This is a genomic window from Nocardia coffeae (assembly GCF_019890715.1).
Lineage (GTDB): Bacteria > Actinomycetota > Actinomycetes > Mycobacteriales > Mycobacteriaceae > Nocardia > Nocardia jiangxiensis.
The window spans coordinates 152,530-165,426 of the sequence record NZ_JAINZY010000017.1; the positions used below are offsets into that span (position 1 = coordinate 152,530).

Here is a 12,897-nt window from a genome sequence, read left to right on the forward strand (position 1 = left end):
GATCGACGCTCGAGGTAGCGACCCGCACACGAAAGAAGCGGTAATGAGCAGAATCAACGGACCTGTGTCACGGCGGTTCCGGGCGGCCCTGTACGCCCTGGCCGCGATCACCGCGACCGGGCTCGGCGCGGCGGAGGTCCCGGCGGCGCACGCGGACGCCACGGGGCAGCCGTGCCTGTGGGCGGGAAACAACTACCGGCAGGGTCAGGTGGTGTACGCGGGAGGTTTCGCCTTCAGCTGTCACATGGACGCCTTCGGTGTTTCGCACTGGAACAAGGACGGCGCGTCGGGGCATCACAGCACGGTGTCCAACCCGGGCGCGACGGGTAATCCGGCCGGAAGCTTCAGTCCCGGCGCCTGGCAGCCCGGCACCTCCTACAACGACTACTGCGTCGGCAATCAGCTGATCGAGGGCAGCGCGGACATCTACACCGCGGTCACCGACAACAGCGGCCTGTTCGTGTTCTGGCGATCGGTCGGGCCGATCTCCTGGTGGAACTTCGACTCCGGTGTGCGGCCGCCGTCGGCGAGCTGGCGTTCCTCGAGCCTGTGCCAGGACGGCGTGCTGACCTGACGCGCCCTCGAGAGCCGCGCCGTCGAGACCTGCGGAGCCTGCCGTCTTCACAGCCTTGCCACAGGTAGGGCACAGTGCACTGATAACGCATCATCGTCTACTGGACCGGTCACCGGTACGGTTCGTCGGTGACATCGGCAGGTGCACGACATCAAGACATGACGACGGAAAGGCTCCGCATATGGCCCGGGATCTGACGCAGCTGGAAATTCTCTCCGAATTGGAGCCCGTCGCCGAGCAGAATCTCAACAGGCACCTGTCGATCGCCAAGGAATGGCATCCGCACGACTACGTGCCCTGGGACGCGGGGCGCAACTTCGCGGCGATGGGCGGATTCGACTGGGACCCGTCGCAATCGGCACTCGGTGAGGTCGCCAAGGCGGCGATGATCACCAATCTGCTCACCGAGGACAACCTGCCCTCCTACCACCGCGAGATCGCCGAGAACTTCTCGATGGACGGCGCGTGGGGCACCTGGGTCGGGCGCTGGACGGCGGAGGAGAACCGGCACGGCATCGTGATCCGGGACTATCTGGTGGTCACCCGGTCGGTGGATCCTGTTGCGCTGGAACGGGATCGGATGATCCACATGACCAACGGCGCGCAGTCCCCGGACGACTGGGGCGGATTCCTGGAGAACGTCGCCTACGTGACGTTCCAGGAGTTGGCGACCCGCGTCTCGCACCGCAACACCGGTCGGGCCTGCGACGAACCGATCGCGGACCGGATGTTGCAGCGCATCGCCACGGACGAGAACCTGCACATGATCTTCTACCGCAACCTCTGCGCGGCCGGGCTGGATCTGGTGCCCGATCAGCAGATCGAGGCGATCACCCGGATCGTGACCAACTTCGTGATGCCCGGATACGGCATGCCCAACTTCCGCCGCCACGGCGTGATCATGGCCAAGCACGGCATCTACGATCTGCGCCAGCACCTCGAGGAGGTCGTGCAGCCGGTGCTGAAGATCTGGAATGTGTTCGGCCGTGACGACTTCGGGCCGCGCGGGGAACGCGCCCGGGACGAACTGGCCGTCTTCCTGGAGAAACTGGATCGCGACGCGACCAAGTTCGAGGAGCAGCGCGACCGGCTGCTGGCCCGCGAGGCCGCCCGCGCGACCCGGGAGCGGGCCACCACCTAGGAACTCTCCGGCGGGTCGCCCGCCTGCGGCAGATGCACGGTGAACACCGTGTCGCCGGGCTCGCTGGTCACCGTGATGTCGCCGCCGTGCGCCCGCACGACGGCGCTGGCGATGGCCAGGCCCAGTCCGGTGCTGCCCGTGTGGCGCGAGCGCGAGGAGTCACCGCGGGCGAAGCGCTCGAAGATCTCCGGCACCAGTTCGGCTGGTATACCGGGGCCGGTGTCGCGCACCTGCCACCGCACACCGCCCGCGCCGTCGGATTCCAGTGCGGTGGTGACCACGGTGCCGGGGCCGGTGTGCACGCGGGCGTTGGTGAGCAGATTGGCCAGCACCTGGTGCAGGCGCGCGGCGTCGCCGGTGATCTCGATCGGTTCGTCGGGCAGGTTCATCTCCCACTGGTGATCGGCTCCGGCGATATGGGCGTCGGTGACCGCGTCGGCGGTGATCCGGGTCAGATCGACCGGTTCGTGCTCGAGCGGGCGGCCCGAATCCAGTCGCGCCAGCAGCAGCAGATCCTCCACCAGACCCGACATCCGGATGGCGGCGGCGTCCACCCGGCCCATCGCGTCCGCGACCGCCGGGGGCACCGCATCGCTGTTGCGTTGTGCCAGTTCGGTATAGCCGCGGATGGCGGCCAGCGGGGTGCGCAGTTCGTGACTGGCGTCGGCGACGAATCGACGCACGCGCGTCTCGCTGGCGTAGCGCGCCGAGAGTGCGCCGGTGATGTTGTCCAGCATGCGATTCACCGCCGCGCCCAAGCGCCCGACCTCGGTTCGCGGATCGGCGTCGTCGGCCGGAACCCGAACGGGCAGTTCGACTTCGCCGTGATCCAGCGGCAGATCCGCGACCCGGTAGGCGGTCGCGGCGACCCGGTCCAGCGGGGCCAGCGCGCGGCGAATCAGCGTGATACCCACCGTGATCGCGATCAGCAGCACGATCGCGGCGACGATCCCCAGGACCATCAGCACCCGCAGCAGCGTCGCGTCGACCGGCGCCATGGACAGCCCCGTCAGAACTGTCTGCCCGTCGTCGGGTCCGGGCTCTGCCACCACCCGATATCGCCCCAGACCGTCCAGGCTCATGGTTCGCGAACGGCCGTCGGCTGACACCGCGGCGAGTTGACGTTCGGCGGTGTCGCTCAGCGCGGTGCGATTGCCGTCCGAGCCGAGTTTGCCGACCGCGGTGATCGTGCGGCCCTCGATGATCGCGCCGATCTCATCGGGCGGAACGCCGGGCCGGGACAGGAACTCGGGCCCGGGACTGCTGGTCGGCGTCGCTGTCCCGGAAGCCTGCGGGGTACCAGTGGTCGTCGCGGCCGGCCCCTGTGCGAGGGCGGACGCCGGTGGCTGCGCTGCCGTCGGCGGCTGCGCGCCGGTGTGTTGCGGTGTGGCAGTGGATGTTCGGGCTGTCGAGGGCGATTGCGCGAGAGCGGGCGGTTGTGCCCCGGAGCCCGGTGGTGTCGCATGCGGGCCCGGATGCGTGACGTGTGTGCCGTGCGGCCCCGGCCCGGACCTTGGGGTCACCGAACCCGGACCCGGCGGCTGCGGCCCGGAATCCGCGTCGGACGGGGGCGGCCCGAAGAAGGGCGGCGGTCCGCTGACGGCCATCTGGGCGCGGTTCTGCGCACCCGCCAACTGACCGTCCAACTGGTCCACCAGGAACTGCTGCAATGCCAGTTCGGTCGCCACGCCGATGCCGATCACCACCGTCACGAGCAGCAGCAATTGCCCGGCCAGCAGCCGCGCCCGCAACGACCAGGGACGCGGACCGACCGGTCGGCCGGAAGGGGCGGCGGTGATCACCGCACGGATTGTCCCACCAGCACCGGAGTCACCGTGCGCCGGTCGGCCGTGACGCACCCAGGACGGCCGCAGGGCCCCTGGACTTCGCTGCCCCGGGCCGCCCCGCGCTCACTCCCGCAGCGCCGCGGCTGCTGCGGCCGCTTCCTTGATGCTCGGCCAGTCGGCTGCGGCCAGGGCGGCGGCGGGGGTGAGCCAGGATCCGCCGACGCAGCCGACATTGGGCAGGGACAGGTAGTCGCGCACGGTGGCGGGGGTGATGCCGCCGGTCGGGCAGAAGCGGATCTGCGGCAGCGGGCCGGCGAAGGCGCGCAGAGCCGCTGTGCCGCCGGAGGATTCGGCGGGGAAGAACTTCATCTCGGTGATGCCGCGGTCCAGCACGGTGAGGATCTCCGAGATCGTCGCCACGCCGGGCAGATACGGCAGGCCGGTATCGGCCAGGGCGTCCAGCAGGTGCGGGGTGGTCCCGGGGCTCACCAGGAAGCCCGCACCGGCCGCCGCGGCGGCCTCCACCTGCAGGGGAGTGACCAGGGTGCCCGCCCCGACGACCATCTCGGGCACCTCGGCCGCGATGGCCTCGATGGCGGGCAGCGCGGCATTCGTGCGCAGGGTGATCTCGATGATGCCGACGCCGCCGTCGAGCAGCGCGCGGGCCAGCGGGACGGCGCGATCCGGGTCGTCCAGGACGACGACGGGGACGACCGGTGCGATATCGAGGATGTTCATGCGGGCTCCGGAATCAGTCGGTGCTGTTCGAGCGCCACGGCGGCGCCGCGCAGCGCGGGTGTGGCGGCCACGATGAGTTCGGTGGCCACGGGATCGAGATAGCCTGCGATCGACCGGTTTCCGATGAACCGGGCGCGGAAGTCGCTGTCGGCGAGGAAATCCACGATGCCGGGCAGGATGCCGCCGCCGAGCAGTACCCCGCCGCGTGCGCCGAGGGTCAGCGCGATGTTCCCGGCGAACGTACCGAGCATCCCGCAGAACATCGACAGTGCTTCGCGGGCAAGGTCGTCGGTACCGCGCCGACCTGCCGTGCACACCTGCTCGGGCTGCCGGGCGGCGGGCGTCACTCCGTGCACGACACACAGCGCCCGGTACAGCCGCCCGAGTCCGGGCCCGGACAGGGCGGTCTCGGCGTCCACGATCGGATGCTGTTCGCGCAGCACCCGGACGACCTGCATCTCCTGCTCGGTCTCCACCGGCAGCCCCGCATGTCCGCCCTCACCCGGGATCGCGATCCAGCGCTGCTGTACGCGCATCAGCCCGCTCACGCCCAGTCCGGTGCCCGGTCCGATCACCGCCATCGGCTCAGCGGCCCACCGCACGCCGCTGCCGATCCGTACGAAGGCCGAATCCGGCAGATCCGGTACGGCCAGCGCCAGCGCGGTGAAATCGTTGATCAGTTCGAGCCGGGCCAGTCCGAGCCGCATACGGCTCTCGGAAATGGAGAAATCCCAGTGCGCGTTGGTGAGCCGGAACCGGTCGCCGCGCACCGGCCCGGCCACGGCGGCGCAGGCCATCGACGGGCGTGTTCCGGATGTCAGGCGATCGAGGTAATCCTGCACCGCCGCAACGAGATCCGGATAATCAGCGCAACGCAGGATGCGAACCTCGTACGGTTCGCCGCCGAGTTCGCCGATCAAACCGAACCTTGCGTGGGTGCCACCGATATCGGCGACCAGCCACGGTGCGTCGGGTGCAGGCGGGTGGGCCATGCTCGCGCCTCGCGATGCCTGCCGGGACAGTGGCGGAGAGGGCATTGCGCGGCCATCCTGTGCGTCCGGCTGCGGGGCCGTGGGCGCGGCGATCCTCATGCCGCTCCGAAGACGCTCGCGCCTCGATCGGCCGGGCCGACGGCGGTGCGGAAGCAGTCGAACAGTTCGCGACCGGTGCCGATCGGCGTGGCCGCAGCCTGCGCGGGCGCTCTGGCGGAGAGTTCGGCCGGATCCACCAGGATGTCGAGTCTGCCTGTCTCGCCGTCCAATTCGATGACGTCACCGTCCAGGATGCGAGCGATCGGCCCGCCCGCCGCGGCCTCGGGCGTCAGGTGCATCGCCGTGGGCACCTTGCCCGACGCGCCCGACATCCGGCCGTCGGTGACGAGTGCGACCGCATGTCCGCGATCCTGCAGGACCCCCAGAGCCGGTGTGAGCTTGTGCAATTCGGGCATGCCGTTGGCGCGCGGCCCCTGGAAACGCACGACCGCGACCATGTCCCGGTTCAGCTGCCCGTCCCGAAATGCGCTGAGGAATTCCTCCTGATCATCGAAAACCCTTGCCGGAGCGCGAACCACGCGATGTTCGGGCGAGACGGCCGAAACCTTGATCACCGCGCGGCCGAGCGATCCGTCGAGCATGCGCAGACCCCCGTCGGGCGCGAACGGGTCCGCTGCAGAGCGCAGCACGGATTTGTCGCCGCTGTCGGAAGGTCCACGGTGCCAAGCGAGTTCGCCGTCCGCCTCGAGGATCGGGACCTCGCGGTAGTGCGTGCTGAGGCCGTGTCCGGCGACGGTGGTGACGTCGTCGTGCAACAGTCCGGCGCCGAGCAGCTCACCGATCAGCAGCGGCATGCCGCCCGCCTGCTGGAAGGCGTTGACGTCGGCGACACCGTTGGGATAGATGCGGGTCAGGGTGGGCACCACGGCCGACAGATCCGCGAAATCGTCCCAGCGCACGTCGATTCCGGCCGCGGCGGCCATCGCCACCAGATGCATCGTGTGATTGGTGGATCCGCCGGTGGCCAGCAGCGCGACGATGCCGTTGACGATGGCGTGCTCGTCGATCACCTCGCCGATCGGGGCCGCTCCGCCGCGCAACGCGGTGAGTTCCACGACGCGCCGCCCCGCCGCGATGGTCAGCGCACGGCGCAGCGGGGTATTCGGCGCGACGAAGCTCGCGCCCGGCAGATGCAGCCCCATCACCTCCATCAGCAGCTGATTGGAATTCGCCGTGCCGTAGAAGGTGCAGGTACCGGGACCGTGATAGCTGGCCGATTCGGCGGCGAGCAGGTCGGCGCGGGTGGCGGTGCCCTCGGCGTACCGCTGCCGGACCCGGCTCTTGTCGGCATTGGGCAGGCCCGAGGGCATCGGTCCGGCGGGCACGAACAGCATCGGCAGATGTCCGAAGGACAGCGCCCCGATCACCAGGCCCGGCACGATCTTGTCGCAGACGCCCAGCAGCAGTGCGCCGTCGAACATGTCGTGGGACAGCGCGATCGCGGTGGACATCGCGATGACGTCCCGGCTGAACAGCGACAACTCCATGCCCGCCCGGCCCTGGGTGATGCCGTCGCACATGGCCGGAACGCCACCGGCCACCTGCGCGACGCCGCGGGCGCCGGTCACGGCCTCGCGCAGCACGTCCGGATAGTCCCGGTACGGCTGATGCGCCGAGAGCATGTCGTTGTAGGCGGTGACGATGGCGATATTGGGCTGCGTCGCACCGTGCAGCGCGAGTTTGTCCGCCGGTGCGCAGGCCGCGACGCCGTGCGCGATATTGCTGCACGCCAACGACATTCGAGCCGGTCCGCGGGAGGCGGCGGCCCGGATGCGAGCCAGGTAGGCATGTCGGGTGCTCGCGCTGCGCTCGGTGATGCGGGCGGTGACGGCGGCCAGAACGGGGTGGGTGGGCGAGTCGAGGTGGACCGGCATCGCGGACTCCTTCATATGTGATCGGCCACACAGAACGCTAGACATACTTAAGTTCTTTTGCAAGCAAACTTTGGTTTTACAAGAACAAAACAATCTGCTGTATGCGCTCGAGCTGGACGGATACTGTGGTGCCCGACAAGCCCGGCATGCCCGGGTCGCAGGGCCGGAGGCGGCGGTGGAGCGAAACCGCGTAACCCCCGGTCGTGCCCGACGGATTCGGTGAGGAGGTGCGGTGACCGGTCGACCGATGGCGACGCCCGGCGTTTCGGCGGGCGATGTGCTGGGCCTGATCCGCAGTAACGAGGTGGTCACCCGCGCGGACATCCGCCGGTTGACCGGACTGTCCCGCACGGCGGTGACGCTGCGGGTGGAGCAACTGCTCGAACGCGGCCTGGTCGTCGAGCGTGCCGACGGCGGTTCCACCGGCGGCCGTCCGCCGACGCGGCTGATGTTCAACCCCGAATCCGGTCTGGTGCTGGCGGCCTCGACCGGCGCCAGCCGTGCCCAGGTCGCCGTCTGCGATCTTGCCGGTCGGGTGCTCGCCGAAGCCGAATTCTCGGTTCCCGCAAGCGGAGTCACCGAATCGCTGCTGGTCAGCGCGGCCGATCGGATGGAGGCGCTGCTCGAGCAGGTCGCGGAGGCATCCGGGGCGCGCCGGGCGGTGCACGGCGTCGGGGTGAGTGTGCCCAGTGCGGTCGATGTGGCCACCGGGCACAGCGTCGGCACCGGTCCGGCGCTCGGCGAGGTGGCCGTCGCGGAATACTTCACCGCGCGATTCGGTGCGCCGGTCCGGGTGGACAGCGATGTCAACGCGCTGGCTCTGGCCGAGCACGCCCGCCATCCCGAGGTCTGCGATCTGTTGCTGCTCAAGGCGTCCACGGGGATCGGCGCGGGCATCATCGCCGGTGGGCGGTTGCAGCGCGGAGCCTGGGGCGGTGCGGGGGAGATCGGGCACATCAAGGTCGCCGGAGCACCGGAGCGGGCCTGTCGCTGCGGCGATATGCACTGCCTGGAGACCGTGGCCGGTGGCTGGGCGCTGCTGGAACAGCTCGCCGCGCAGGGGAAGTCGGTGTCGGGTCTGCCCGAGCTGGTGGACCTGGTGCACGCCGGAGATCCCGACGCGCTGCGGGTGGTGCGCGAGGCCGGCCGCCGGATCGGCGAGGTCCTGTCCGCGGCGGTGAATCTGCTCAATCCGGCGCTGATCATCGTGCGCGGCGATCTGTCGCACGCCTACGAACCGCTGGCGGCCGGTATGCGCGAGCTGATCTACCAGCGTTCCTCGGCGTTGGCCACCCGCGCGCTGCGGGTGGAACCGGGTGCGCCCGACGCGCCCACGGGAGTCGCAGCCTGTGCCGCGATGATCCTGGAGCAGGTGCTTTCGCCCGCTGCCGTCAACGCCCTGTTGGATGCCTGAATTCGGTAATTGGGACGCGCTTGTCCGATATCCCATGAGATCTTCGTCACAGTTCTACCATCGGACGCATGCAGGCCCTGCGAAACGGATCGACGATGATCGAGGGGCGGGTGGCGTGCGACACGCCGGGGGGAGCGACGCTGGCATTCCGGGGTGGGCCCGGAGTCCCCGTCGCGGTTGCCGCGCGGGGTGAGGCTCGCGGGGCGAGGTCGGCAATTCTCGCGGGGCGCAACGACTTCGGATTCCGGATCCGATATGCCGACGGATCGGTGGTGCGTGCCGAACCGCTGGACGAGGTGAGTATCGCGCTGCGGCGGGGCGACGGTGCGGCCGTCGGCACGATCCTGCGCGGGGACACCGTCACCGCCGTCGCGGCCACCGGCGGCACGCTGTTCCACGTCGTGCCCGATCCGGAGGAGTCGTGCACACCGGAACTGTTCCGGCTCGTCCTGCTGGACCGCTCGGGCGGGGAATTCGGTCGCCTCGACGTCATCCGCACCGTCGAGGGCTGGTCCTCGCATCGCCTCGCCGACCCCATGGGTGACACCTACCTGTGGTGGGACCGCACCGGCGTGCGGCTACCCGTGCCCATCCTGGGCACTCGCCTGGCCGCACCCCATCCGCTCGACCGCGTCGAACGCGATATGGCCCTCGCCGCCTGCACCGATATCGCCCTGAGCCTGCGTCCCTACATCCCCGCCATGCGTTCGGGCTGCACCGTCGGCCCCTGAGCCGTGATCGGCGCAACGCGGTCCGCGGCCGACATTCGACCGCTCAGGGCTGTTCGTGTCGGCGCTGATCCGCGATGGTGCTGGAAGACGCCGGGTCGCTCGGCGTTTCGAATTGAGCCTCGACGAATTGCACGATCGTGTCGGCGAGCTTGCCGTTCAGGTCGTCGAACTTGTTGCGGGCCAGCACTGTCCGTACGTGGACCAACTGGTCCGCCCAGAACTGCGTGACCTCGTCGTCGACGCCGAACATCTCGGCGCACTGTATGTACCTGCGCTCCAGGGGTTTCGGCAGGTGTGCGAAGTGCCCTCGGACCAGCTCCTGGCGCAGCACACGTCCCAGGTGTCGATCCGCCATCACATCGAGCCCCGCCACGGCGAAGTTCGCCACCAGTGCCGCCGCCACCCCGGCCACGACATTCATCCAGGTCGGGACGTGCGACCAGATACTGTGCATCACCCCGCTGATCGCGACGATTGTGAATATGCCGACGAGGAATGCGGTTGTGCGAGAACCCAATACCTGAGCGAGGAGTTCCAGCGCCCGGCTCGGCACTCGCGGACTCGTCGTGGGATCGAAGGACCGCTCGTAAAGCTGCCGGTACTCGGCGACGAACCTGTCGAGATCTGCGTCGTCGGGTGGCACCACGCTGATCGGCCATGCGGACTGCACGTCCTGCACATCGATGACCACGCCGTGTTTGCCGGATTCGGTCTTCCACTGGAAGATTCGAGCCCAGTCGGTGGTGACCGCCGGTTCCTGCGACAGGCCCAGGGCCGCCTCGGGATCCCCCCGTGTCACCACCAGTGCAGAGTAGGCGCGAAGCCGAGCCAGCCGTTCGTCCCTCTCCATGACGTCAGGGTATGCCGGAGAACACTGCGGGACGAGTCATTTTTCCGATCGTGGATCCGCTTGTCCGCCAGATGCGTTGTCCGACTGTGCTCAGCGTTGCCCCGGCACGGTTGTCGCCGATCGCACGTCGGGTAGGCCCAGGTTGTCGCGCAACGTGGTGCCGGTGTATTCGGTGCGCAGCCCGCCGCGGTCCTGGAGTAGTGGCACCACCTGATCGACGAATTCGTCCAGGCCCCAGGGGACCAGATGGGAGCCGAGGATGAACCCGTCCGAACCGTCGTTGTCGACGAAATCGGCTATCTGCTCGGCGATTCGGGCCGGAGTGCCGACCAGGGGGCCGCGTTCGAACTGGTCGATGACGACCTCGCGCAGGGTGAGCTTCTTCGCCTCGGCGACCTGGCGCAGGCGTTCGGCCGTGGCGAAACGGTCCTGGTGCACGAAGGCGCGGCCCCGGATGATCGGCGGTGCGTCGGGATCGGGATCGATGGCCGGTACCGGGCCCTCGGGGTCGTATTCGGACAGGTCGCGATTCCAGATCTGTTCCAGCAGGATCAGCGCGGTCTGCCCGGTGACCTGGTCGTTGCGCACGGCGTGGTATTTCTCGATCGCCTCGGCCTGGGTGTCGCCCAGGACGAAGCTCGCCGAGGGCAGGATCTTGATGTCGTCGGCGGCGCGTCCCGCCGCGGCCGCGCGAGATTTGATGTCCCGGTAGAACTCCGCGGCCTCGGGCAGTTTGCCGTAGGGGGAGAAGATGGCGTCGGCATTGGCCGCGGCGAAGGCCCGGCCCTGCGGTGAGACACCGGCCTGCAGGACCACCGGCCTGCCCTGTGGGCTGCGTGGCACGGTGAACCGGCCGGAGATGTCGAATTGGCTGCCGTGGAAGGCGAATTCACCGGCATCGGGGCGGGCCAGGAAGCGCCCCGAGTCCCGATCGGCGACGATGTCCTGCGCATCCCACGAATCCCACAGGGCGCGAACCGCATTCAGCGTCTCCTCGGCGCGGGTGTAGCGGTCGGCGGGATCGAGGAATCCGCCGCGCCGGAAATTCTGGCCGGTGAAGGCGTCGAACGAGGTCACCACATTCCATGCGGCGCGGCCGCCGGACAGATGATCCAGGCTCGCGAATTGCCTTGCCAGCTCGTAGGGTTCGTTGAAAGTGGTGTTGATCGTCCCGGCCAGCCCGAGGTGCTCGGTGACCGCGGCCAGCGAGGCCAGCACGGTGAAGGTGTCCGGGCGGCCGATGATGTCGGAATCGAAGATGCGGCCCGCGCGCTCGCGCAGGATCAGGCCCTCGGCGAGGAAGAAGAAATCGAATCGTCCACGTTCGGCGGTGCGCGCGGTGTGCTCGAAACTGCTGAAATCGACCTGGCTGCCCGCCCGGGGATCCCACCAGGCGGTGTGATGATTGACGCCGCCGAGGTAGGCGCCCAGGATGACCTGCTTACGGGGAGAACTCATATCGGCCTCGCTGGGTCAGGTGTTCGCGTAACGGTTGGGGACGGTGGTGGGCAATCCGAGCAGTCCGCGCAGCGAACCGTCCGGGTAGGCGGTGCGGAACAGCTTGCGGCGCTGCAGGATCGGGACCAGTCGATCCGCGATCGCGGTCAGATCGGTGACCGCGACGCCGGGGCGCAACCGGAATCCGTCCAGCCCCCGCGCATGCCAGTCGGCGAGCAGATCGGCGAGTTCCTCGGCGCTGCCGGTGAAAATCGCCGCGTCGGAGGCGAATTCGGACCCGGCCGTCTCGTTCAGGCGGGCCAATCGAGCGGCCCCGCTCTCGGCGTCGGTGTCGAGGAATACGACGAGGTCGGCATGGACCCGCAGCGGCTCGCCGGTGCGCTCGGTCTGCGCGGCGGCAACCTGTTCGAGAATCGGCTCCGGACCCTTCGCTCGACCCGGAGTGATGAAGACCAGATCTGCTGTGCGAGCGGCGAATTCATAGATCAGCGGGGCATGGGCCAGAGCGGTCACCACGGGCTGGCCCTGCGGCGGGCGCGGGGTGATGGAAGGGCCGCGCACCGCGAAGAACCGGCCGCGGAAGTCGATGTAGTGCAGCTTGTCCCGGTCGATGAACCGTCGGGTCGCCACATCGCGGATCTCCGCGTCGTCCTCCCAGCTGTCCCAGAGGCGCCGGACCACCTCTACCGCATCGGCGGCCTCGTCGAACAACTCGCGCACCGCGCTCGCAGGCGCTCCCGCGGCGACCGCTTCGACGAGTTCGGCGGGGGTGGGTTCGTACACGGTCCGACGTCCGAAATGCGCAGCCTCCGAGGCGGTTCCGGACACCCGTACCTGCCAACCGGCTCGTCCACCGGAGGTGAAGTCCAGTGTGGCAAGGGCTTTGGAGACGTGGAACGGTTCGGTATGTGTGGTCGTGACCACCGGTATCAATCCGATGTGCCGGGTGATCGGCGCTACCCGCGCGGCGATCAGATGCGCGTCGATCCGGGCGCGCACCACCTCGACCGCATCGGCCGGAGTGTCGCGCGTGCCGGGCGGGGCGAGGCTGTCCTCGATGCTCACGAAATCGAGCAGGCCCCGTTGCGCGGTGCCGACCAGATCGGTCCAGTAGCCGGGAGTGAACAGCTCGTCCGGCCGGGAATCGGGTTCGCGCCACGCGGCGGGATGCCAGCCCGCCCCGTCCAGCGCGACGCCCAGATGCAATGGATTCGGTGCCATCGTCTCGGTGTTCCTGTCCGTGCGGCGAATAGGCGACCATGGTCACGATGCTGTCCG

11 protein-coding genes are annotated in these 12,897 nt (G+C 69.1%); 4 read left to right on the forward strand and 7 right to left on the reverse strand.

Annotation, left to right across the window (positions count from 1 at the left end):
* Window positions 1-43 precede the first annotated feature (43 nt).
* Window positions 44-574 (forward strand): hypothetical protein, encoded by a 531-nt coding sequence (locus K7711_RS40410; protein WP_222977102.1) that lies wholly within the window; start codon window positions 44-46, stop codon window positions 572-574.
* 181 nt (window positions 575-755) lie between these two features.
* On the forward strand, window positions 756-1,715 hold the full coding sequence (locus K7711_RS40415; protein ID WP_222977104.1) for an acyl-ACP desaturase: 960 nt from the start codon (window positions 756-758) through the stop codon (window positions 1,713-1,715).
* Here the strand turns inward: K7711_RS40415 and K7711_RS40420 are convergent.
* The 4 genes from K7711_RS40420 to edd form a co-directional block, all read right to left on the reverse strand.
* Window positions 1,712-3,517 carry a sensor histidine kinase gene (locus tag K7711_RS40420; RefSeq protein WP_308015171.1) on the reverse strand — a complete coding sequence of 602 codons (1,806 nt, stop codon included), beginning with the start codon at window positions 3,515-3,517 and terminating at the stop codon, window positions 1,712-1,714. The genes K7711_RS40415 and K7711_RS40420 overlap by 4 nt on opposite strands.
* Before the next feature lie 108 nt (window positions 3,518-3,625).
* On the reverse strand, window positions 3,626-4,240 hold the full coding sequence (gene eda / locus K7711_RS40425) for a bifunctional 4-hydroxy-2-oxoglutarate aldolase/2-dehydro-3-deoxy-phosphogluconate aldolase (protein ID WP_222977106.1): 615 nt from the start codon (window positions 4,238-4,240) through the stop codon (window positions 3,626-3,628).
* A complete protein-coding gene (glk, locus tag K7711_RS40430; RefSeq protein ID WP_222977108.1) occupies window positions 4,237-5,232 on the reverse strand; it encodes a glucokinase in 996 nt (331 codons plus the stop codon). The genes eda and glk overlap by 4 nt, the downstream gene beginning before the upstream one ends.
* A gap of 95 nt (window positions 5,233-5,327) precedes the next feature.
* Window positions 5,328-7,166, reverse strand: coding sequence for a phosphogluconate dehydratase (gene edd / locus K7711_RS40435; RefSeq protein WP_222977110.1), 1,839 nt, complete (start codon window positions 7,164-7,166; stop codon window positions 5,328-5,330).
* 232 nt (window positions 7,167-7,398) lie between these two features.
* Here edd and K7711_RS40440 point away from each other — a divergent pair, with 232 nt between their 5' ends.
* Together K7711_RS40440 and K7711_RS40445 are read left to right on the forward strand one after the other, a co-directional pair.
* On the forward strand, window positions 7,399-8,580 hold the full coding sequence (locus K7711_RS40440; protein WP_308015172.1) for an ROK family transcriptional regulator: 1,182 nt from the start codon (window positions 7,399-7,401) through the stop codon (window positions 8,578-8,580).
* A 68-nt stretch (window positions 8,581-8,648) separates the two neighbouring features.
* Window positions 8,649-9,311: a hypothetical protein gene (locus tag K7711_RS40445; protein WP_222977112.1), complete on the forward strand. Its 663-nt coding sequence runs from the start codon at window positions 8,649-8,651 to the stop codon at window positions 9,309-9,311.
* A gap of 43 nt (window positions 9,312-9,354) precedes the next feature.
* Here the strand turns inward: K7711_RS40445 and K7711_RS40450 are convergent, their stop codons facing one another.
* From K7711_RS40450 to K7711_RS40460, 3 genes are all read right to left on the reverse strand, one after another.
* Window positions 9,355-10,161, reverse strand: a complete 807-nt coding sequence (locus K7711_RS40450; protein WP_222977114.1) for a hypothetical protein — start codon at window positions 10,159-10,161, stop codon at window positions 9,355-9,357.
* A 90-nt stretch (window positions 10,162-10,251) separates the two neighbouring features.
* The gene (locus K7711_RS40455) at window positions 10,252-11,619 is read right to left on the reverse strand and encodes an NtaA/DmoA family FMN-dependent monooxygenase (protein WP_222977116.1); all 1,368 of its coding nucleotides are present in this window, start codon (window positions 11,617-11,619) and stop codon (window positions 10,252-10,254) included.
* A 15-nt stretch (window positions 11,620-11,634) separates the two neighbouring features.
* Complete coding sequence (locus tag K7711_RS40460; protein ID WP_222977118.1) at window positions 11,635-12,840, reverse strand: LLM class flavin-dependent oxidoreductase; 1,206 nt, start codon at window positions 12,838-12,840, stop codon at window positions 11,635-11,637.
* Window positions 12,841-12,897: the final 57 nt, after the last annotated feature.

Excerpts from the sequence above, each read along its gene's own strand:
- K7711_RS40410 (WP_222977102.1), top strand. The coding sequence starts at position 44 with ATGAGCAGAATCAACGGACCTGTGTCACGGCGGTTCCGGGCGGCCCTG.
- K7711_RS40415 (WP_222977104.1), top strand. The coding sequence starts at position 756 with ATGGCCCGGGATCTGACGCAGCTGGAAATTCTCTCCGAATTGGAGCCC.
- eda (WP_222977106.1), bottom strand. The coding sequence starts at position 4,240 with ATGAACATCCTCGATATCGCACCGGTCGTCCCCGTCGTCGTCCTGGAC.
- glk (WP_222977108.1), bottom strand. The coding sequence starts at position 5,232 with ATGGCCCACCCGCCTGCACCCGACGCACCGTGGCTGGTCGCCGATATC.
- edd (WP_222977110.1), bottom strand. The coding sequence starts at position 7,166 with ATGCCGGTCCACCTCGACTCGCCCACCCACCCCGTTCTGGCCGCCGTC.
- K7711_RS40445 (WP_222977112.1), top strand. The coding sequence starts at position 8,649 with ATGCAGGCCCTGCGAAACGGATCGACGATGATCGAGGGGCGGGTGGCG.
- K7711_RS40450 (WP_222977114.1), bottom strand. The coding sequence starts at position 10,161 with ATGGAGAGGGACGAACGGCTGGCTCGGCTTCGCGCCTACTCTGCACTG.
- K7711_RS40455 (WP_222977116.1), bottom strand. The coding sequence starts at position 11,619 with ATGAGTTCTCCCCGTAAGCAGGTCATCCTGGGCGCCTACCTCGGCGGC.
- K7711_RS40460 (WP_222977118.1), bottom strand. The coding sequence starts at position 12,840 with ATGGCACCGAATCCATTGCATCTGGGCGTCGCGCTGGACGGGGCGGGC.